The following is a 21,512-nucleotide window of genomic DNA, read 5'->3' as shown; positions in this document are numbered from 1 at the left end:
TTAATCTTTTATTTTATTATTACTTCTAAAATATTTAATAATATCAACTAAACCTAAAAATAACATTTGTGGTTCATAAATATAAGAAAAATCAAAATAAGATTTTAAAATTGGTACACTACCTCCTGTTAAAATTACAGGTAAACTAATATTTGTTTCATTTTGAATTCTAGCAACTATACTATTAATCATTGCACTAAAACCATAACCATAACCAATTGATAAAGCATGATTAGTATTTTTACCTAACATTGATTGATAATGTTGCATTTCAAAATCAACAAGTAAAGCAGCATTATCAATCAATGCATCTTTACTTGTACTAAATCCAGGTCCAATAATAACACCAACCAAAACATCATTAACAACAACACTATAGGTAGTAGCAGTTCCCAAACTAACAACTATCGCATTGTGATACTTAGTATAAGCAGCATATGATAATGCTATCAAATCACTACCTAATTGACGATTTTCTAAATTAAGTTTTAAAGGTAAAGAACTTAGTAAATTAAAATCAACAATTAACGGTTTTAAATTATATGTAAAAACAATTAATTTTTCTATTATTATTAAAAAATTTGGAACAACACAACTAATAACAGCTTCTTCAAAATGTAATTTTTTATTTAATTTAAATGCTTTTTTCAATTGAACAATTGCAGTTTTACTTTTGGTTTCTATTACTGCTCATTGTTCAATAATTTCACTATCATTAATCATAGCAATCTTAATTAATGTATTACCAATATCTACTAATAACAAACTTTTCATTATTATACTTGTTGAACCATTTCTTTAGTTGAAGCTAATTCATCATATAGTGTACGAACAAGATTATTTAAGTTTTCAACTTGTAAAAACTTACCACTACGAGCTATTGAAACAGAACCATTAGTTTCACTAACAATAACTGATACTGCATCGGTTTGCTCTGATATTCCAATAGCAGCACGATGACGTGAACCAAATTGACTAGATATTTTTTTATTAGTTAGTGGAAAATAAGTAGAGGCACATTCAATACGACCTAAACGAATAATAACTGCACCATCATGCAATGGTGAACCTTTAATAAAAATAGATTGTAATAGTTGTGAAGTTACTTCACCATCAATTTTTACTCCCAAATCAGTATATTCATTTAATGAAACATTCCTTTCAATAGTAATTAGTGCTCCAATTTTTTCTTCTGCTAATTTAATCACTGCTTCTGCTAAAACACTTGCTAACATTCTTTTTTCTGAAGTTGCTAGTAGTTTCATATGAGATTTATTTCTTGTTGCTCATCAAACTTTTTTACCACGAATAAAGGTATTCATAACTATTAAAATAAGAATTGTCATTAATAAAGAAATGGTTATTCCAAATAAAACCGCTATTTCAGCAATAACTGTTCCAATATCTGCTGAAATTACAGTCGAAATAATATTTAACGGTAATACACTCATATTAAATACCACCATTCCTTTATTTTTTGATTCCACTACTTTAATTATAAAGTAAAAAAATTATTTTTGATATTATTAGTATAACAACTTATCATAATTTACAAAATACTCCTTTTAAATTTATTTTTAAAAGGAGTACTAATATTTTTGATAATTTTAGATTTTATCTTATATAAGTTTATAAAATTATTATTTGTTAATTATCTTTATTAACTATAAATTTGGTACAGTGTTATGAACATAATTTTTATTTACTACGGATAATGTTGATAAATTCTTATTTACTTCTGCTTTTATTAAAAAATCATTATCACTATCTTTACTATTTTCTCTTGAAGATAATTTAGTTTGTAATTTTTCAATTAATTTTAGTGAATTTGATAGTTTTTCCTGTAATCATACTGATGCTACTGATATATCTGTGATTGTTACTGTTGCTGGTTCTGTTTTTAATTTTTCTAATTTTTCTGATGCATTTGATAATTGTTCTTCTAATTTTTTTAAAGATTCTACTAATTCTTTTAATGTTTCATCTTCTCATACTTTTTCTTTTAATGTTTGTAATGTTTGTAATACTTTTAATGCTGTTAATACTTTTGTTTCTATCTTATCTTTTGCTTTATTTTTTCTCTTACTGGTTTTGATTGATTCTTTTCCTCCAGATATTACTTTTCCTAACCCGACTAGTGTTTTTAGCAAGATTGCAATTGATTTAGCGTCCATATTTTATTCACCTTTTCTAATTAAATAAAAAAATCTATTACTTTAAAATTAAAGAAATAGGATTTAAAATAAACTTGATATTAAGTTTATAAAATTATTGTATTATAGTTTTCTATACTATTATATTTTTATACAAATTAACATCGTTAAATGTTTTTAATATTTAATTCTAAACTATCAAATCAAAAACTAATTAATATTATTTTTAATAATATCTGTTATTTCTTTAACAGCAATATCTAAGTCATCGTTAATAACAATATAATCATATTCATGTTGAACTTTAAATTCTTCTTTTGCTTTATTTAACCTTTTCTCAATAATTGCTTCTGACTCACTAGCACGCATACGAATTCTTTGTTCTAATTCTTGATAAGAAGGAGGCAAAATAAAAATACTCATAATATCATTGCGATGTTCATAATTTTTTAAAACTTGACTAGCACCATCAACCTCAATTTCCAAAATAACGTTATAACCTTGATTTTGCAAATTTAAAACATAACTCTTACTAGTACCATAGTAATTACCAATAAAATTTGTATATTCTAAAAAATCATTACCTTTAACATGATTTAAAAAAGTTGATACATCAACAAAAAAATAATTAATGCCATCTTGTTCTTTATTACGTGGTTTTCTTGTTGTCATCGAAACTGAATATGCTAAATTTAATGATTTATCAGCAAATAATTTAGCAATAATTGCACCCTTACCAACACCACTTGGTCCAGAAAGAATAATTAATTTTCCTTTTTTTTGTGCCATTTACATTCTACTTTCTACTTTTCATAAAATTGAATTATTTTAATATATATTTTACCGTATTTTTTATTAGATACTACTTTAAAATGGAAATTAAATTGTAAATTTTCAAGTGGTACATTTGTTTCTAAAACAATTAAAGCATTATTAGCAAGTAAATTATTTTTATAAAAGAAATCAATAATTCACTGTTGACAAGTAATATTTGCAAACGGTGGATCAATAAAAACAATATCACACTGTTGTACTAGTGTTTTACTAAAAATTTGATAATCCAAATTACTTAATTTAACTTGTTCTTGTAAATTACAAGCAAAACAATTTTGATTAATAATATTACAAGCAGCTTTATTAATATCATTTGCAAAAGCAAATTTTGCCCCTCGTGATAAACTTTCAAGAATTAAATTACCACTTCCAGCAAATAAATCAACAACAATTTTATCTTCAAAACTACAATAATTTAACATAATATTAAAAATATTTTCTTTAATTCGATTTAATGTTGGCCGTGTTGATAAACCATCTAAAGTAATTATTTTTTTTCCTTTTAATTTTCCAGCAATAATTTTCATGTTTTCTCCAAAATTTAGTTTATAATAACTTTATCATTAAATTTGATAAAAGCAAATTAGTTTAATTTATTATTTATTACAAACTGATGAAAGGATCTGCAATGTTAAAAAAATTACAAAACGAAGTACCATCAGCATCTTGAATTACTGAAGATACAAAACCTAGTTTATTAAAACCTTGTGCTGATGTTATTTTACCCTTAACACCTAAAGATGAAAATATTATGAAACGTATGATTGATTGAGTAAAAGCATCACAAGATAAAGAATTTAATGCTAACAACATTTTAACCGAAGCTATTGGTATTGCTGCACCACAAATTGGAGAAAATATAAAAATGTATTATATTTTATTACCAATTCCTGATAAAAATGAAAAGATTATTTACTATGAACATGCATTAATAAATCCAAAAATCATTGGTAAAAGCGAACAAATAGCTTATTTAAAAAAAGGTGAAGGTTGTTTAAGTGTAACTAATCACCCTCATGAAGGTTTAGTTCCACGTAGTTATAAAATCAACGTTACAGGTTATGACTATTTAAAAAAGAAAAAAGTAACTTTAACTGTTAGAGGTTATGAAGCAATTGTTTTTCAACATGAGCAAGACCATTTAGAAGGAAAACTCTTTTATCATCACATTAATAAAGATAATCCTTGACTTAATGATGATAAATGGATTATGATATAAAGTAGAATGATAAACTTAAGTTTTTAAATTGTTTTATTATAGTTAAATATAATATACCAAATAAGTAATAAGTAAAAACATGATTAAATTCATTACATTTTTTTATGTTATTTCCTTATAATTTTAAAATGAATGAAGGAGAAAAAATATGAGTGATACACCCACAAAAAATACTATGCCAGTTAAAAAGTTCGTCACGAAAATCTTTGCGCTTGGTGGGCTAGAAGAAGTTGGAAAAAATACTTATATAATTGAACAAGATAATGAAATTATTATTATTGATGCTGGAGTAAAATTTGCTGATGCTTCTATGCCAGGAATTGAAGCAGTAATTCCTGATTATAGTTACCTAAAAGAAAATAAACATAAAATTAAAGGAATATTTATTACTCATGGTCATGAAGATCATATTGGTGGTATACCATACTTATTAAAAGAAATTAGTGATATTCCAGCTATTTATGCTCCTAACTTAGCAGCAGCTTTAATTCGTCATAAAATTAAGGACAAAGGAATAAAATCAAAAATAAAAATAAATATTGTTGATGGTAATAGTAAAATTAAAACTAACAGATTTATTATTAGTTTTTTTGCTGTTAATCATTCAATTCCTGATGCATATGGAATTTGCGTAGAAAATTCAAATGGAACTGTTGTAACAACAGGTGATTATAAATTCGATTGAACACCTTTAGGTCATAAAGCAGATATTGATAAAATGGCACAAATGGGTCAAAAAGGAGTAACATTATTTTTAGCAGATTCAACGAATGCTGAAGTACCCGGTTATACAATGACAGAAATGCTTGTTGTTAAAAGAATTAGTGAAATATTTGCTAAAGCGAAGGGCAGAATTTTAATTTCTACTTTTGCTTCTAATGTACACCGTTTACAACAAATTATTGAAGTTGCAACAAAACATAATAGAAAAGTTATTGTTGTTGGAAGAAGTTTAGAAAGAATAGTTAATGTTATTCGTCAAATGGGACATTTAAAAGTTCGTGATAGTTCATTTATTAAAGCAGAAGAAGCTAAAAAATATGATAATAATCAAATTGTTATTATTTGTACGGGTTCCCAAGGTGAACCAATGGCAGCATTATCAAGAATTGCTAATCGCGAACATCGTCAAATAAAAATTATACCCGGTGATACAATAATATTCTCTTCATCAGCAATTCCCGGTAACCGTGCTGACGTTGAAAGAGTAGTTAATAAACTAACACGACTTAGTGCGATTGTTGAAGAAAATTCACCATTAAATTGATTGCATACTTCTGGTCATGCTTCACAAGAAGAACAAAAATTAATGTTAAATTTAATTAAACCATCATACTTTATGCCAATGCATGGTGATTATCGAATGTTAAAAGTTCATAAAGAAACAGCTGTATCAATTGGAATCCCTGAAGAAAATATATTTATTTGTGCTAACGGTGATCCAATTATTATGGATAATGGTAAATGTTCTTTAAGCGATAAACGCATTGCTGCTGATCCTATTTATGTTGATGGTGGTAAAGATATGTCAGGAGTAACAACTGCTGCAGTAATCCGTGATAGACAAATTCTTTCTAAAGATGGTTTAATTGCAATTGTTGTTTCTATTGATTCACAAAATAATAAATTATTAGCACCACCAACGTTTATTTCTCGCGGTTCTTTCTATGTTCGTGATGCAGCACCTTTAGTATCTGAAGCAATATTATTACTAACAAAAGCTATTAATGAAGTATTAAAAAGCGAAAGACCTACTTTTGCTACAATAAAAAATGCTATCAAATCAACATTAGCACCTTATATATTTAAAAAGAAAAGAAGAAACCCTTTAATTATTCCTGTTATATTAAATAAAAAATAGTTTTTAAAACTATTTTTTATTTTTTTTGATATATTTTATTAAACATAATTAGCATTGAATATGATGTTATTATTAAGGGTTAACTATTAATTCGGTAATGTTTAGTAATCTGTGTAACTTACAAAAATAACTATGTTTAATTAATTCTAGTAAATATAATTAAATGACTAGAAAGAGTGAGTTACAGATGGCTAAAAAAGATAACTTTAATAATAATGATCCAATATCAAAAGCAGTAGATTTATTATTAGAAAATACTGAAGATTTAACAACAGTTTTTAAAGAAGGGGGTTTATATAAAGAATTAACAAAACGTTTAGTTGAAAAAATGTTGAATTCTGAGATGCAAAATTATTTAGGATATGAAAAAAATCAACATAGTAATAGTGACAATGCTCGTAATGGTATAAGTTCAAAAAAATTAATAACTCAACAAGGTAAAATTGAGATTGATGTACCACGAGATCGTAATAGTAATTTTACTCCTGTAATAGTGCCAAAAAGACAGAGAAGATTTGATGGTTTTGATCAACAAGTTCTTTCCTTATATGCAAAAGGTATGACATTATCAGATATTAGAATGCAGTTACAAGAGTTATATCAGGGTGCTGATATTAGTGAAAGTGTTATTAGTCACAAATTACTGATGATGTGATTGATGATGTCAAAGCATGACAAAATAGACCATTAGAAGGTATTTATCCTATTGTTTATTTTGATTGTATAGTAGTTAAAGTACGACAAGATAAACGCATTATTAACAAATCAGTTTATATAGCTTTAGGAGTTGATTTAGAAGGTAAAAAAGATGTTTTAGGTTTATGAATTAGTGAAAATGAAGGTGCTAAATTTTGATTAGCAAATTTAACAGAAATGAAAAATCGTGGCTTAAATGATATTCTTATTGCCTGCAGTGATAATTTAACAGGCATGTCAGAAGCAATACAATCAGTTTATCTTAAAACAGAACATCAATTATGCATAGTTCATCAAATTAGAAATAGTTTGAAATATGTCTCATATAAGCATAGAAAATCTCTAGTTGCAGATTTAAAACCAATTTATACTGCATGTAGTGAAGAACAAGCAATGCAGGCTTTAGAATCCTTTGAAAATAAGTGAAATAAACACTATCCTCAAATTGCTAAATCTTGATATAAAAATTGAGATAATTTAATGGTTTTTATTAGAACCTGTTTAGAATCTTTTCGAAAATAATGTAAAATGATTATATATTTTAAAATAAGAGGTATATATGCATAAAAATTATCCAAGTCATGTCACCAAAGAACAATTTGAAAACATAAAATCAATTTTAGAAAATAGTAAAAAGAAAACAAAACCAAGAAGTTTAGATTTATATGAAATATTTTGTGCAATTTTATATGTATTAAAAAGTGGTTGTCAATGAAGAATGTTACCAAAAAATTTTCCAAAATGACAAACTGTATATTATTATTTTCAAATTTGAAGTAAAAATAATGGTAAAGAACCTAGTGTATTGCAATTAATTTTAAAAAAAATTAGTTAAAAAAGTTCGTATCAACAATAATCGCAAAGAACAAACTAGTTTTTGTATAATTGATTCGCAAAGTGTTAAAAATACAGATACTACTGAAAATAAAGGTTATGATGCTGGTAAAAAGATTTCAGGCATAAAACGTCATATTGTTGTTGATTCTCAAGGTTTACCACATGCAATTTACATAACCACGGCAGAAAAAACAGATCGTAATAGCGCTATAATAATGATTGAAAATGAAAAAGAAAATCTTTCTGCAGTTCAAAAAATAATAGTAGATGCTGGTTATACTGGTGAAAAATTTGCTTCTGAAATCAAAACAATCATAAATGCAAATGTTGAAGTGATAAAACGCAATGAATTACATACTTTTGTAGTATTACCAAAAAGATGAATTGTAGAACGAAGCTTTGCTTGATTAGAAAAATACAGAAGATTATGAAAAAATTGTGAAAGAAAACTAAATACTAGTTTACAAATGGTTGTTCTTTCATTTATTTCAGTTTTATTAAAAAGATTCTAAACAGGTTCTTAGTTATCCTGCAGAAATTAAAAGAGTGATTTATACAACAAATGCTATTGAATCTGTAAATAGTCAATTACGAAAAATTATCAGAAATAAAAAAGTTTTTCCTAATGATATGGCAGTTTTTAAAATATTTTATTTAGCAATTGAAAATATAACAAAAAAATGAACAATGCCCATTCAAAATTGAAATACAGCAATTGCTCATTTTATGATAAAATTTGAAGATAGAATTAATCTAAACTAGTACTTTGTAAAACAAAGATACACAGATTACATAAAAGCCTCCATTTTATGATAAAATTTGAAGATAGAATTAATCTGAACTAGTACTTTGCAAAACAAAGATACACAGATTATTAAAAAGCCTCATTAATTCTTCTCCTACAAGAATCATAACTTCACCGATTTTAAATCTAACTGTAATTTTATCATTGGCCATAAAATTATCTGTTGATTTATCATTTTTTGTTACTAAGAACCTGTTTAGAATCTTTTTAATAAAACTGAAATAAATGAAAGAACAACCATTTGTAAACTAGTATTTAGTTTTCTTTCACAATTTTTTCATAATCTTCTGTATTTTTCTAATCAAGCAAAGCTTCGTTCTACAATTCATCTTTTTGGTAATACTACAAAAGTATGTAATTCATTGCGTTTTATCACTTCAACATTTGCATTTATGATTGTTTTGATTTCAGAAGCAAATTTTTCACCAGTATAACCAGCATCTACTATTATTTTTTGAACTGCAGAAAGATTTTCTTTTTCATTTTCAATCATTATTATAGCGCTATTACGATCTGTTTTTTCTGCCGTGGTTATGTAAATTGCATGTGGTAAACCTTGAGAATCAACAACAATATGACGTTTTATGCCTGAAATCTTTTTACCAGCATCATAACCTTTATTTTCAGTAGTATCTGTATTTTTAACACTTTGCGAATCAATTATACAAAAACTAGTTTGTTCTTTGCGATTATTGTTGATACGAACTTTTTTAACTAATTTTTTTTAAAATTAATTGCAATACACTAGGTTCTTTACCATTATTTTTACTTCAAATTTGAAAATAATAATATACAGTTTGTCATTTTGGAAAATTTTTTGGTAACATTCTTCATTGACAACCACTTTTTAATACATATAAAATTGCACAAAATATTTCATATAAATCTAAACTTCTTGGTTTTGTTTTCTTTTTACTATTTTCTAAAATTGATTTTATGTTTTCAAATTGTTCTTTGGTGACATGACTTGGATAATTTTTATGCATATATACCTCTTATTTTAAAATATATAATCATTTTACATTATTTTCGAAAAGATTCTAAACAGGTTCTAATAATTTTAGTGATCCTTTATTTAATAATTTTTGGATTCCAAAGATTGTTTTAACATTATCTTTAGAATTATCTAACATTGAAGTCAAATCACTCTTAATTTGAAATTTACTTACTGATTGACCTACTTTAAATTCACTTTGAAAATTACTATTAAAATCTGTTTTTTTAATTGGAAAAATATCATGACCAACTACTCCGTTTGGACTTGTTTTTATAACTACTTTATATTTATCAGTTTTTGTAACACCATTTGTAAACATTATATTATATGAACCTTTTACAATGTAAAAATCATTTTTGTCTGTTACTGGATTTAAATCAACATTAATATTTGAAATAATAGTAGTTACATTATTTAATTCTGTTTCATTAAAAATAGCATCTTCTAATTTTGTGCCACTATCAATTTTAATATTTAAGGCATTTTTTAAAAATTGAAAACTTTCTTCATCTTTAGCTTTTTTATCATTTTTAATCAAATTTATTACCTTAATATTAGTTGGATTGATTTTTCAGGTTACTTGTGATTTATCATTTTCATCAATATTAATAGTAGGCATTAATAATCCTTCACCAGTAGCATTAGTCAATTTTAAACCTTGTGAAACTTTTGCATTTAATAAATTTTCTTCGAAATCTTGATTATCACATGCAATAACTGAGCTTGTGCTAACTGTAGTTAAAGTAACTGCTGACATTAATCTTAATACCGATTTTATAATATTCATATTTTTTTCCTTAATCTTTAAATCTTTTTTACTATACCTATTGTATACAATTTTTGTTATATTACATTAATTATTATTTTATTATGATTTGAGTGTTTACTTAATTAATTGTATAAATTTAATCTGTATAATTAAATGAAAATTACCTTTATATTTGTAAAGTTTGTTTATTATTAATTGTTAAAAAATTATTATCATCTTCAATTAAATTTATGTTATTTTTAAAATAATCAAAAGCATCAATAGCAACTTCATCAACATCATAATAATAATTTATAATGTTAAATCTATTTTTATTAGCATTTTTATCTAAAGGTTTAATAAAACAAGATTTTTTTCTTGATAATAAATCAATATTTTTTTCTAAAAATATTCTATCTTCTTCATTTATTTGAACTTTTGATTTAATTGCTAAAGCATTTTCTTTTTTTAGTAACATACAAGCATGATTTCATGCTGAATTCCCCGAACTATCTTTATAATCAATATCAACTGATCATTTTGTTACTAAATAAGTTACTAATTTTTGTCAATCATTTAATACTGCTATATGCAATAATGAATAATTTTCCTCTTCAAATTTTAGACTATTAATAAATTCTTTTTTAAAAAAAAGATTTAGTTGTCCATCAATATTTTTGGTTTTTTTATTAATATAATCTTCATAATTTTGCAATATTTTAATACATTTTCTTTCTATTTTTTTGAATAAATTCTTTCTTTATTTTTAATAAAAATAATATTCATTTTATTTATCATTTTTTTAACATTTAATAAGTTTTCTCTTTTTAAACTATTTACTTGCATGATTATCTTTTTTATCTGTCAATGATTATATTTGGTTGCAAATAATAAAGCAGTATTGCCATTTACGTCTACAACATCAATATTAGCATTATGTGCTAATAAAGTTTTAACTATATCCAAATGTCCATTTTTAGCAGCTCACATTAAAGCATTGCAACCTTTTTCATTTATACAATTAACATTTGCACTATTTATTAATAAAGTTTTAACTATATCCAAATGTCCATTTTTAGCAGCAACAATTAAAGCGGTTTCTTCAATTATATTTTCATGATTAACATTAGCGCCATTTTTGATTAAAGTTTTGACTACTTCTAAATGACCTTTTTCAGCTGCTCACATTAAGGCACTCAAACCATTGATAGTTACATGATTAACATTATTTCCATTTTTGATTAAGGTTTTAACTATTTCTAAATGACCTTTACCAGCAGCAGCAATTAAAGCAGTATAACCACAAATTTTTGTTATAGAGTAAACATTTGCACCTTTATTTAATAACAAATTAACTACTTCTAAATGACCATTCCTCGCAGCTCACATTAAAGGCGTATCACCATTTTCATTTATACAATTAACATTAGCTCCCAATTCTAATAAAGTTCTGACTATTTCTAAATGACCATTCCTCGCAGCTCACATTAAAGGCGTATAACCAAACATATTTTTTCTATTAACATTAGGATAATTTGTTAATAAGGCATTAGCTATATCTAAATAATTAGATTTAATTGCTAATATTAAAGCAGTATTACCATTTATAGAGACATGATTAATATTAGCGCCATTTGTTAGTAAATCATTAACTATTTCTGTATATCCATTTTTAGCAGCCACTAACAAAGCAGTTTCGCCATATCGATTTTCATGATTAACATTAACATTATGTGTTAATAAATTTTTAACTATTTCCAAATTTCCATTTTCAGCACTTAAAATTAAAGCAGTATTACCAAATTGTTCCTCACAACTAAAATTAGCATTATGTTCTAATAACAGATTAACTATTTTTGTATAATTTTTTTTAGCAGCTAAGATTAAAGCAGTATTACCATTTACAGATATGTAATTAATATTAGCATTATGTGCTAATAAAACATTAACTATTTCTAGATAACCTTTTTCAGCTGCTCACATTAAAGGCGTATAACCAGTTCTATCAATATAATCAATATTAATATCATATTTTAATATTTTATTAACTAAATCTAACTTTTTATTTTTAATAGCATCTATCATTTTTGCTTCTTTGTTATTAATATTTATATTTATTCCAAATATTTCTCTAACTCACTCAAACATATTCTTTTGCTTTCATTGTTTTTAAAAAAAACAATGTATTTAAAATATTATTCTTTAAAATTTACCTTCATTATATATTTTTCTCCATTTTACAATGTTTAATTCCAGCGTCCAAAAATATTTCAGAACAAACTTTATAACCCAAATTTTTATAAAAATTTAGTGCTTGAATTTGGGCATGAAGAGATATAACTTTAAATTGATTTTTAATTGCAACTTTTTCCATAAATTCCATTAATTTTTTACCAATACCTAATTTACGATATTCTTGTAATATACACACTCTTTCAATTTTTACAATATCTTCAACTTTTCGCATTCTACTAGTAGCTATTGGTTTATTATTATCATTATTAAACTTTATCGTCGTCGAGCATTTCAAAGAAAATATGGTTTAACAACTCAATTTGCAAATGATTATCCAATTTATGATATTAAAATGTATCTAGGTTTTACAGTTAATTTAGCTATTGTTTTTAGTTTTTTCAATTTTCTAACAACTATCATTGTATTAATTTATGGTATTATCTTGGTATTAACTTCTTATTTCTTTTGATATATTTTAAAAATTAAAACAGAAATATTAATTATGCATAAATGATGAAAAACACCAAACTTTGCTTTATTTTTATCTGTTATTTTATTTCAAAATGGTTATACTTTATTAAAATCAATATTTGCTCAAAAGTTTAATGTTAACTTAGACTTAATTTTATCAATTATTTTACCAATTGGAACAATTACCATCTTCATTACCTTATTAATCAAAAATATGCTTAATTCACAAGTTACAGCAGTAAAAAATGCTATTAAAACAATTGCTGCTAAAATTAGTGCTTTTCAAATTTTCTATTATACACAAAAAGAAAAATCTTTAGAAGACTACATGTTTGTTAGTCAATTGCCAACACTTGTTCGTATACCATTACAAAATAATAGCATTAACACCAAACAAGCAGTAACGCTAATGGCAACTATTGATGAAACAATAATATTTTTTAAAAAACACTTTCATAAACCAAAAGAATTAAACTATATGCTTTTTCACTTATTTAATAGAATAACTGATATTGAAGAAATTGAAGAAATCAAAAATAATATTCTTAAAATAGAAAAAAATAATTAATCAAAATTTAACAAAAAAAGTTTTAAAAATAGTTAATACCATAGAAAATAATAAAATTTGTTATAATTGAGTAGAGTAATTATGATATGAGGAAAGGAAGTTATATACATGTGACCATTTAAAAAAAAGGATAAAACTGGAGAAGCAAAAGATCAAAAAAAATGTGATGGTTGTGGGAAAATGAAAAATTCATCTGAATGTACTAAAGCAGCAGATGGTAAATGTTTGTGTAAAGATTGTGCTAAATAAATATATTAAATAAGTGTGTCATTAACACACTTATTTAATATATTTAGAAAGGAAGGATATAATGAAATGATTCAATAAAAAAAACAAAAAAACTGATGATGAATCTTTAACAAAAACTGTAAAATGTTTTGATTGCGGAATGATGTTTGAACCTTTTGACATTCTTGATATAAAAGAAGGAAAATCTTTATGTAAAAAATGTTTCATTAAAGAAGAAGAAAAATAAATTAATGATGTGTTTAGCAAAACACATTTTTTATTATTTAAAATAAAATAACTATTTTCACAATATTTTATTATAATTATTATGATAAATTAAATTAATTAAAAGGAGAAAAAATGAACATTTTTATAGAAATATTGGGGTATCTTGCAGCCATTTGTATTCCTTTGGCATTCTTACCACAAACTATTAAACTAATTAAAACAAGAAATACTTCAGGTCTTTCTATTTTTTCATATAGTATCTATCAACTGGGGGGTCTTACTTTTTTAATATTTGGCATACTTCGTAATGATATTCCCATGATTACTTGTCAAACTATTACTGCTACACTAAATTTCATAATAATTGGGATTATTGTTAACAATTTAATTAAACAAAAAAATAAGGAGGAAAAAAATGTCTAATATTGCAATTGATATTATTGGATATATAGGTGCCTTTTTTATTTCAGTTGCCTTTTTACCACAAACTATTAAACTAATTAAAACTAAAAACACAAAAGGTTTATCGTTAATTTCTTATAGCATATATCAAATAGGCTTAACTTCATTCATAATTTATGCTAGTTTAATTAAAAACATTCCCTTACTAGCAGCAAATGCCTTTGGTACAGTTATTAATATCATATTATTAACATTAATAATTTATAATTTATATTATAATAATAAAGATAAAAAGAACAATTTAACTTCCAAAAAATAAAATTTTTATTAACATAATACTTGCACAAGAATGGAGAAAAAAATGGCACATATTAATCTATTAGGAACTTTTATTTTTATTATCATTGGTTATTTAATTGGCTCAATCTCACCTTCAATTATTATTAGTAAATTAAAATTTAAAACCGATGTTAGAGATTATTACTCTAAAAATGCTGGTGCTACTAATTCAACACGAGTTATGGGTGGTAAATGGGGAGCTATTATTTTAATTATTGATGGTTTTAAGCCCGCTATTCCTATTTTAATTGCATACGGTTTAACCTTTATTGATATTACTAATCCTAATTATGAAACAATGTTTAAACAAGCATATATTTATCCAACTGGTCTTGCTGCAATTATTGGTCACTGTTGACCACTATTTTATGGTTTTCGTGGTGGTAAAGGAGCTGCATCTTCATTAGGAGTACTATTAATGATTAATCCTATTTATTGCGTTATCACAATTGCTAGTTGATGATTTATTTTATATTTAAGTAGAATGTCATCTTTATCTTCAATGTTAATGATGATACTTGCTTTTATCTTATCATGAATACCGAATATACCACTGCATTCTTTTCTTTCCCAACAAGACACTCAATACTATATTGTTAATATAACTATGGCTCTAATTTGAATATTAATTATTATTCGTCATTGAGATAATTGTAAAAGAATTCTTAATCATACTGAACGTAAAGTGACTATTTTTGATAAAAAAAATAAAAAAGCAAATGAAGAAAAAAAATAAAAAATCATCTCTTTATACAAACTCAATAAAAATATTTTTTAAAAAAATACTTGTTTTATGTTTAAAATTAATGTACTATTATAACCGTGTTGACTTAACATTGTTAATATTCTCTCCGATATTAGCTTTGCTTAAGCCGAATTATATTTAAAGGAGAGTTGTCAAATATGGAACAAATTAAACAAGATGAATTGATTAAAAAATTTCGCTTAAATGCCAAGGATACTGGTTCTTCTGCAGTTCAAATTATTAACTTAACAAAAAGAATTTTAGAATTAACAGCCCATCTACAAGTACAAAAAAAAGATATTACTGCAAAACGAAGTTTGTTAAAAATGGTAGCAAGCAGAAAACGTTTCTTAAAATACTTTAAAAAACAAGATGTTGCTACATACAATAAATTATTAACAGCACTATCACTAAAAGATAACTAATATTAAATCAGTATTTACTTATTAATACTGATTTTTTTATATACATCTAAATAATATTAAACATAGAAATAGATTTACAAATGATTTAAACAATAATAAAATTAATACTAAAAGTGTTATAATATAGTTATTAATTATTATATGTTTCTAACCCATTTATTTTTTACTAAAATAAATGGGTTTTTGATTTCAAAAAGGAGGAACAAAATAATGAATGATAAAGATATTAATGGTGAAAAAATAATATCAGTTATTTTAAATTCTGTCACTTCATATCAAAATATTACATATTTTAATTATTGGGATTATATAATTAAAGAAGAAAAAATTAGTTCTGAAATAAAAAAAAGATCAATAATTTAATAGAAAAAAATACTAATATAAATTATACAAACGAAAATGGTGATAGTCCTTTAATAATAGCAAGTCACTATTATCAACTTATAGATTCCATTAAAATTTTAATAGAAAATGGCGCTAATATCAACCATGCAAACCAAAATGGTGATACAGCACTAATAATATCTACTAAAAAAGGTTATTTAAGTATAATTAATGTTTTAATAGAAAATGGCGCTAATATCAACCATGCAAACCAAAATGGTGATACAGCCTTGCATTTAGCTGCTAAAAATGGACTAGCACAAATAGTTAATACTTTACTAATAAATAATGCAAATATTCATTTCATAAATCAAAATGGTGATACGGCTTTGACAATCATTATTAATAATAGTTTATTTTATGATAAAAACATAAAAAATATATTAGAAAACATATTTTATCAAGAATATGAAGAATATATTACAAATAAGGCAAAAGTAGAAATTATTAAATACAGACCAGAATTTTCAAATAACTCATTATTTCATGATATTAAAGATAATATATTAATACATTTAAATACAAATAATTCAGTAAAAAATATAAAAGAAAATTTAATATTAATTGGATTAAAAATTGATAAGAAAAGGATTTTAAAAATTGAACAAAAAATAAAGAAAATATTTAAATGTAACATTAATAAATTAAATATTAATCAAGAAAAAGAAAAAAAATGACAGAAAAAAATTAAACAAGAATTAAAAGAAGAAAATTATCCACAAAATAAGCCATCAACAAGTGGATATATAAAACATTAAATTTATCAAAATATAATGAATAAAAATAGTTACCTTATGGTAACTATTTTACAATTTATATTTAATAAAAATTATCGTTTTTTAGTAGTACTTTGTTGACGTTTCATTGCTTGCATTACTGATTTAATTTGAGATTCAGTAGGTTTACGCCCCATTTGTAAATACATTGCACGAATCATATTTTCATTAATAGGAGGATTTTTCTGTAATTGTTTTTCGAAAATCTTCTTAGTAACAATAAAACCAACTAATCCACCAATTAACGCACTAGCAATGCCAATGATTAATACTGCTCACCAAACCATCATTATTAATTTCTCCTTACTTACTGTTTAAAAACTTATTAATTTTATCACACACTTGATTTGATGTAAAGCCATATTTTTCTAGTACTACCTTATCAGGAGCAGAAATACCAAAAGTACTTACGCCAATAACAAAGCCATTACCTGCAACATATTTATATCAACTATCTTTAGAACCCATTTCAATAGCAACTTTTATAATATCATTAGGTAAAATTCTATTTTGATATGTTTTATCTTGTTTATCAAAAATAAAAGTAGAAGGCATTGAAACTACACGAACATTAAGTTTTTGATCGTTTCATAGTTGTTCTTGACTAGCAATAGCTAATGAAACTTCACTACCGGTAGCAATAATAATTAAATCTAAAGCTTTACTACTATTCTCTTTACTAATAATATAAGCACCTTTTTGAACTGCCTCAATATTACTATTTGCAAGTTGTGGTAAATTTTGTCTAGTAATAATAATAGCACTAGGGTTAGTTTTACTAGATAATGCCATTAAATATGCACCAATTGTTTCTTTTGTATCAGCAGGGCGAATTACATTAAAATTAGGAATAGTTCTTAACATTGTTAGTTGTTCAACTGGTTCATGGGTAGGACCATCTTCGCCAACTGCGATACTATCATGACTAAAAATAAACAAAGATGGAATTGACATTAAAGCTGCTAATCGTAATGCAGGCTTTAGATAATCACTAAACACAAGAAAAGTAGAACCAAAAGGAATTGTGCCTTGATGTGACGTCATACCGTTAACAATAGCACCCATTGCAAATTCTCTTACTCCATAATGAATATGTCTTCCTGAATGGTCAAGAGGTAGAAAGTCTTTGTCTGTTACTAATGCTTTAGTTGAGCCAGCTAAATCAGCACTACCACCAATTAATGTTGGACAATGAGCTGATAAAAGTTTTAAAATATTACCAGAGTCTACTCTTGTTGCTTGTGGATTTACTCCAATAATTGAAGTTCAATCAATTTTATTTAATTGATAATCTTCATTAAAAATTTCATTTTTCAATGCTGATTTAATTTCTTTATACAAATTTGGATATAATTTTGCATATTTTTCAACTTTTTGATTTCAAACTAATTCTATTTTAGAACCATGATTAAGTGCTGTTTGTGTGAAGTAAGTACTTACTTCTTTTGGAACAGTAAATTCAGGATATTCTCAGTTTAAATTTTTAGCAACTGTTTTAATATCTTCCATTAAAGGAGAGCCATGAACACTCGGTGTTCCTTGTTTACTAGCCCCATAACCAATTATAGTTTTAATTTCAATTAAAGTTGGTTTATCACTAACTTTTGCCTTTTTAATAGCTTCAGAAATAAGTTTATCATCTTCACCATCTTCAACTTTTAAATAATTTCACTCTAATGCTTGAAGACGCATTTTTAAATTTTCTGAATATACTAATTTAACAGATGAATCTAATTGAACATCATTTGAATCATATAAAATAATTAGTTTATTTAATTTAAAATGTCCAGCAAAACTAAGTGCTTCTTGTGCAATACCTTCTTGTAAATCACCATCACCACAAATTGCATATGTATAATGATCAATAATATTAAGATCTTTTTGATTATATTTAGCACTAAGAAAACTCTCAGTAAGCGCCATTCCAACAGCATTAGCGATACCCTGACCTAATGGTCCAGTAGCCGTCTCTACTCCATAGTCTAAATGATATTCGGGATGACCAGGTGTATTACTATTTAATTGACGGAATTGTTTTATATCATTGATTGTATATTTATAACCAGCATGATGTAATATTGAATATAATAAAGCACTACCATGACCTGCTGATAAAACAAATCGATCACGATTAAATCATTTTGGATTTTTTGGATTAAAAGATAAATGATTTTTGAATAAAGAAAAAGTCATTGGTGAAGCACCTAAAACAATACCAGGATGGCCACTTTTAGCAGCATTAACTGCTTGTACTCCTAACATACGAATTGAATTAATAGTTAATTTATCTAAATTAATTTTATTTTCCATAATTTCTCCTTAAATTTTTAATAGTTATTATTTAATATAATATTAACAATATTCTTAATAAAATAGGTAATTTTTTAAAAATAATTAAAAAAGTATAAATAATAATGACAAAAAATATAATTTTATTTTAACTAAATTGAATCTTTGAACAAATTAAAAAAGAAAAGGAGGCTTTTATGTAATCTGTGTATCTTTGTTTTACAAAGTACTAGTTTAGATTAATTCTATCTTCAAATTTTATCATAAAATGAGCAATTGCTGTATTTCAATTTTGAATGGGCATTGTTCATTTTTTTGTTATATTTTCAATTGCTAAATAAAATATTTTAAAAACTGCCATATCATTAGGAAAAACTTTTTTATTTCTGATAATTTTTCGTAATTGACTATTTACAGATTCAATAGCATTTGTTGTATAAATCACTCTTTTAATTTCTGCAGGATAACTAATAAAAACCATTAAATTATCTCAATTTTTATATCAAGATTTAGCAATTTGAGGATAGTGTTTATTTCACTTATTTTTAAAGGATTCTAAAGCCTGCATTGCTTGTTCTTCACTACATGCAGTATAAATTGGTTTTAAATCTGCAACTAGAGATTTTCTATGCTTATATGAGACATATTTCAAACTATTTCTAATTTGATGAACTATGCATAATTGATGTTCTGTTTTAAGATAAACTGATTGTATTGCTTCTGACATGCCTGTTAAATTATCACTGCAGGCAATAAGAATATCATTTAAGCCACGATTTTTCATTTCTGTTAAATTTGCTAATCAAAATTTAGCACCTTCATTTTCACTAATTCATAAACCTAAAACATCTTTTTTACCTTCTAAATCAACTCCTAAAGCTATATAAACTGATTTGTTAATAATGCGTTTATCTTGTCGTACTTTAACTACTATACAATCAAAATAAACAATAGGATAAATGCCTTCTAATGGTCTATTTTGTCATGCTTTGACATCATCAATCACATCATCAGTAATTTGACTAATAATACTTTCACTAATATCAGCACCCTGATATAACTCTTGTAACTGCATTCTAATATCTGATAATGTCATACCTTTTGCATATAAGGAAAGAACTTGTTGATCAAAACCATCAAATCTTCTCTGTCTTTTTGGCACTATTACAGGAGTAAAATTACTATTACGATCTCGTGGTACATCAATCTCAATTTTACCTTGTTGAGTTATTAATTTTTTTGAACTTATACCATTACGAGCATTGTCACTATTACTATGTTGATTTTTTTCATATCCTAAATAATTTTGCATCTCAGAATTCAACATTTTTTCAACTAAACGTTTTGTTAATTCTTTATATAAACCCCCTTCTTTAAAAACTGTTGTTAAATCTTCAGTATTTTCTAATAATAAATCTACTGCTTTTGATATTGGATCATTATTATTAAAGTTATCTTTTTTAGCCATCTGTAACTCACTCTTTCTAGTCATTTAATTATATTTACTAGAATTAATTAAACATAGTTATTTTTGTAAGTTACACAGATTACTAAACATTACCAATTTTTCATTATCAATAATTCCATAAAATCTAGTTAAATTTAATATTCTTTCTTTTCTTTTTTGTTTAATAATATGTTGTAAATCTCATATTAAATTTCATACTGGTGCACAATCTGGATATGCATTCATTTGTGTACTATTACCATAAAAATGAATTTGTGGTAAATTTGTAATTTCAACAATTGGTAAATAACCAAATGGATTTTTTAATTCATATTTTTCTTTTAATTGACTTTCTGGTTTAATTTTTGATTTTGTACTACCTAATAAAATTTCTCTATTACCATTAAATATTTCAACTTTTACTTTTGAATTTTCTATTGTTACTCATGTTAAACTACCATTATCACTTTGTTCATTCATAAAAAATAATTCTGCTGATTGTTCTTGTTCATTAAATTTAGCAACACGTGACATAAAACTTGGACTTGGTAAAGTTAAACTTAATTCACCATTTTTAGTTAACATTCATATTAAAAAACATTTACCTAATAATGAATTTTGAATACCAAATTGATATAATTTTTCATTTCATTTATCTTTATCTTTTAATTTATTTAAAAAATTTAATAATTCTTTATTTTCACTTTTAAATAATAAACCTTTACCTAATCATAACATTGTACTTTTATTTGCAATAATTCTAGGTATATCTAATTCTCAAGTATCTTCATGTATACTAAAATATTCTGTTGGACTATAATTCAT

The 21,512-nt window shown here is 24.8% G+C and carries 27 protein-coding genes and 2 pseudogenes; 14 read left to right on the top strand and 15 right to left on the bottom strand.

The features are described 5' to 3' along the window. From ACI2WJ_RS07920 to ACI2WJ_RS07900, 5 genes are all read right to left on the bottom strand, one after another. Entirely contained in the window at positions 1–774 is a 774-nt protein-coding gene (locus tag ACI2WJ_RS07920) for a type III pantothenate kinase (RefSeq protein ID WP_400255413.1), read from the bottom strand. A gap of 2 nt (positions 775–776) precedes the next feature. Continuing rightward, complete coding sequence (locus ACI2WJ_RS07915) at positions 777–1,451, bottom strand: diadenylate cyclase (protein ID WP_400255412.1); 675 nt, start codon at positions 1,449–1,451, stop codon at positions 777–779. Positions 1,452–1,664: 213 nt separating this feature from the next. Beyond that, positions 1,665–2,174 (bottom strand): hypothetical protein, encoded by a 510-nt coding sequence (locus tag ACI2WJ_RS07910; protein WP_400255411.1) that lies wholly within the window; start codon positions 2,172–2,174, stop codon positions 1,665–1,667. A 189-nt stretch (positions 2,175–2,363) separates the two neighbouring features. Continuing rightward, positions 2,364–2,942, bottom strand: a complete 579-nt coding sequence (gene gmk, locus ACI2WJ_RS07905) for a guanylate kinase (protein ID WP_400255410.1) — start codon at positions 2,940–2,942, stop codon at positions 2,364–2,366. Between the two features lie 14 nt (positions 2,943–2,956). Next, positions 2,957–3,514, bottom strand: a complete 558-nt coding sequence (locus tag ACI2WJ_RS07900; RefSeq protein WP_400255409.1) for an RsmD family RNA methyltransferase — start codon at positions 3,512–3,514, stop codon at positions 2,957–2,959. 101 nt (positions 3,515–3,615) lie between these two features. Between ACI2WJ_RS07900 and def the strand changes: the two genes are divergently transcribed. From def to ACI2WJ_RS07870, 5 genes and pseudogenes are all read left to right on the top strand, one after another. Next, complete coding sequence (def, locus tag ACI2WJ_RS07895; protein ID WP_338980486.1) at positions 3,616–4,206, top strand: peptide deformylase; 591 nt, start codon at positions 3,616–3,618, stop codon at positions 4,204–4,206. 148 nt (positions 4,207–4,354) lie between these two features. After that, a complete protein-coding gene (locus ACI2WJ_RS07890) occupies positions 4,355–6,067 on the top strand; it encodes a ribonuclease J (protein WP_400255408.1) in 1,713 nt (570 codons plus the stop codon). A gap of 187 nt (positions 6,068–6,254) precedes the next feature. Continuing rightward, a pseudogene (locus ACI2WJ_RS08140) lies at positions 6,255–7,255 on the top strand (IS256 family transposase); the annotation flags it as partial. A 67-nt stretch (positions 7,256–7,322) separates the two neighbouring features. After that, positions 7,323–8,112 (top strand): IS5 family transposase gene (locus ACI2WJ_RS07875; protein ID WP_400254448.1). Its coding sequence is split into 2 segments (ribosomal slippage): positions 7,323–7,583 and positions 7,585–8,112, totalling 789 coding nucleotides; the frame shifts between segments, so codons are not numbered across the junction. Between the two features lie 13 nt (positions 8,113–8,125). After that, positions 8,126–8,362 (top strand): annotated as a pseudogene (locus tag ACI2WJ_RS07870) (transposase); the annotation flags it as partial. A 69-nt stretch (positions 8,363–8,431) separates the two neighbouring features. Here the strand turns inward: ACI2WJ_RS07870 and ACI2WJ_RS07865 are convergent. The 6 genes from ACI2WJ_RS07865 to ACI2WJ_RS07840 all read right to left on the bottom strand — a co-directional run bounded on the left by ACI2WJ_RS07865 (position 8,432) and on the right by ACI2WJ_RS07840 (position 12,680). Continuing rightward, the gene (locus ACI2WJ_RS07865) at positions 8,432–8,557 is read right to left on the bottom strand and encodes a hypothetical protein (protein WP_400255405.1); all 126 of its coding nucleotides are present in this window, start codon (positions 8,555–8,557) and stop codon (positions 8,432–8,434) included. 44 nt (positions 8,558–8,601) lie between these two features. After that, positions 8,602–9,391, bottom strand: a protein-coding gene (locus ACI2WJ_RS07860) for an IS5 family transposase (protein ID WP_400254448.1) whose coding sequence is annotated in 2 segments (ribosomal slippage) — positions 8,602–9,129 and positions 9,131–9,391 — 789 coding nt in all. Because the reading frame shifts where the segments join, the coding sequence is not laid out codon by codon here. Positions 9,392–9,445: 54 nt separating this feature from the next. Next, positions 9,446–10,189, bottom strand: coding sequence for a hypothetical protein (locus ACI2WJ_RS07855; protein ID WP_400255404.1), 744 nt, complete (start codon positions 10,187–10,189; stop codon positions 9,446–9,448). 148 nt (positions 10,190–10,337) lie between these two features. Then, positions 10,338–10,865 (bottom strand): hypothetical protein, encoded by a 528-nt coding sequence (locus ACI2WJ_RS07850; RefSeq protein ID WP_400255403.1) that lies wholly within the window; start codon positions 10,863–10,865, stop codon positions 10,338–10,340. Positions 10,866–10,885: 20 nt separating this feature from the next. Beyond that, entirely contained in the window at positions 10,886–12,298 is a 1,413-nt protein-coding gene (locus ACI2WJ_RS07845; RefSeq protein WP_400255402.1) for an ankyrin repeat domain-containing protein, read from the bottom strand. A gap of 70 nt (positions 12,299–12,368) precedes the next feature. Continuing rightward, positions 12,369–12,680, bottom strand: coding sequence for a GNAT family N-acetyltransferase (locus ACI2WJ_RS07840; protein WP_400255401.1), 312 nt, complete (start codon positions 12,678–12,680; stop codon positions 12,369–12,371). Between the two features lie 207 nt (positions 12,681–12,887). On the opposite strand from ACI2WJ_RS07840, the gene ACI2WJ_RS07835 reads away from it, so the two are divergent. The 9 genes from ACI2WJ_RS07835 (at position 12,888) to ACI2WJ_RS07795 (ending at position 16,933) form a co-directional block, all read left to right on the top strand. Continuing rightward, the gene (locus tag ACI2WJ_RS07835; protein ID WP_400255400.1) at positions 12,888–13,424 is read left to right on the top strand and encodes a hypothetical protein; all 537 of its coding nucleotides are present in this window, start codon (positions 12,888–12,890) and stop codon (positions 13,422–13,424) included. Positions 13,425–13,532: 108 nt separating this feature from the next. Beyond that, positions 13,533–13,673: a hypothetical protein gene (locus tag ACI2WJ_RS07830; protein ID WP_338980494.1), complete on the top strand. Its 141-nt coding sequence runs from the start codon at positions 13,533–13,535 to the stop codon at positions 13,671–13,673. 61 nt (positions 13,674–13,734) lie between these two features. After that, positions 13,735–13,899, top strand: a complete 165-nt coding sequence (locus tag ACI2WJ_RS07825) for a hypothetical protein (RefSeq protein WP_338957675.1) — start codon at positions 13,735–13,737, stop codon at positions 13,897–13,899. 113 nt (positions 13,900–14,012) lie between these two features. Next, a complete protein-coding gene (locus tag ACI2WJ_RS07820; protein WP_174481052.1) occupies positions 14,013–14,303 on the top strand; it encodes a SemiSWEET family sugar transporter in 291 nt (96 codons plus the stop codon). Further along, positions 14,296–14,601: a SemiSWEET family sugar transporter gene (locus tag ACI2WJ_RS07815; protein ID WP_281748102.1), complete on the top strand. Its 306-nt coding sequence runs from the start codon at positions 14,296–14,298 to the stop codon at positions 14,599–14,601. Before ACI2WJ_RS07820 ends, ACI2WJ_RS07815 begins: the two co-directional genes overlap by 8 nt. Positions 14,602–14,643: 42 nt before the next feature. Then, positions 14,644–15,357, top strand: coding sequence for a glycerol-3-phosphate 1-O-acyltransferase PlsY (gene plsY / locus ACI2WJ_RS07810; protein WP_252319945.1), 714 nt, complete (start codon positions 14,644–14,646; stop codon positions 15,355–15,357). Positions 15,358–15,524: 167 nt separating this feature from the next. Then, positions 15,525–15,791 carry a 30S ribosomal protein S15 gene (gene rpsO, locus ACI2WJ_RS07805; protein ID WP_252319942.1) on the top strand — a complete coding sequence of 89 codons (267 nt, stop codon included), beginning with the start codon at positions 15,525–15,527 and terminating at the stop codon, positions 15,789–15,791. 210 nt (positions 15,792–16,001) lie between these two features. After that, complete coding sequence (locus ACI2WJ_RS07800) at positions 16,002–16,154, top strand: hypothetical protein (protein ID WP_339039900.1); 153 nt, start codon at positions 16,002–16,004, stop codon at positions 16,152–16,154. Continuing rightward, complete coding sequence (locus tag ACI2WJ_RS07795) at positions 16,142–16,933, top strand: ankyrin repeat domain-containing protein (protein WP_400255440.1); 792 nt, start codon at positions 16,142–16,144, stop codon at positions 16,931–16,933. The genes ACI2WJ_RS07800 and ACI2WJ_RS07795 overlap by 13 nt, the downstream gene beginning before the upstream one ends. 71 nt (positions 16,934–17,004) lie before the next feature. On the opposite strand, the gene ACI2WJ_RS07790 is transcribed toward ACI2WJ_RS07795, so the two are convergent. The 4 genes from ACI2WJ_RS07790 to ACI2WJ_RS07775 form a co-directional block, all read right to left on the bottom strand. Beyond that, positions 17,005–17,241 carry a YneF family protein gene (locus tag ACI2WJ_RS07790; RefSeq protein ID WP_252319938.1) on the bottom strand — a complete coding sequence of 79 codons (237 nt, stop codon included), beginning with the start codon at positions 17,239–17,241 and terminating at the stop codon, positions 17,005–17,007. Positions 17,242–17,254: 13 nt separating this feature from the next. Beyond that, positions 17,255–19,261, bottom strand: coding sequence for a transketolase (gene tkt, locus ACI2WJ_RS07785; RefSeq protein ID WP_338957682.1), 2,007 nt, complete (start codon positions 19,259–19,261; stop codon positions 17,255–17,257). A gap of 208 nt (positions 19,262–19,469) precedes the next feature. Next, positions 19,470–20,708, bottom strand: coding sequence for an IS256 family transposase (locus ACI2WJ_RS07780; RefSeq protein ID WP_400255439.1), 1,239 nt, complete (start codon positions 20,706–20,708; stop codon positions 19,470–19,472). 57 nt (positions 20,709–20,765) lie between these two features. Continuing rightward, positions 20,766–21,512 (bottom strand): phage portal protein, encoded by a 747-nt coding sequence (locus ACI2WJ_RS07775; RefSeq protein WP_400255399.1) that lies wholly within the window; start codon positions 21,510–21,512, stop codon positions 20,766–20,768.

Origin of the sequence: Spiroplasma endosymbiont of Cleonymus obscurus (genome assembly GCF_964273375.1) — a bacterium.
Classification (GTDB): Bacteria; Bacillota_I; Bacilli_A; order Mycoplasmatales; family VBWQ01; genus Spiroplasma_E.
This window is presented reverse-complemented; position numbering and strand designations above follow the sequence as displayed.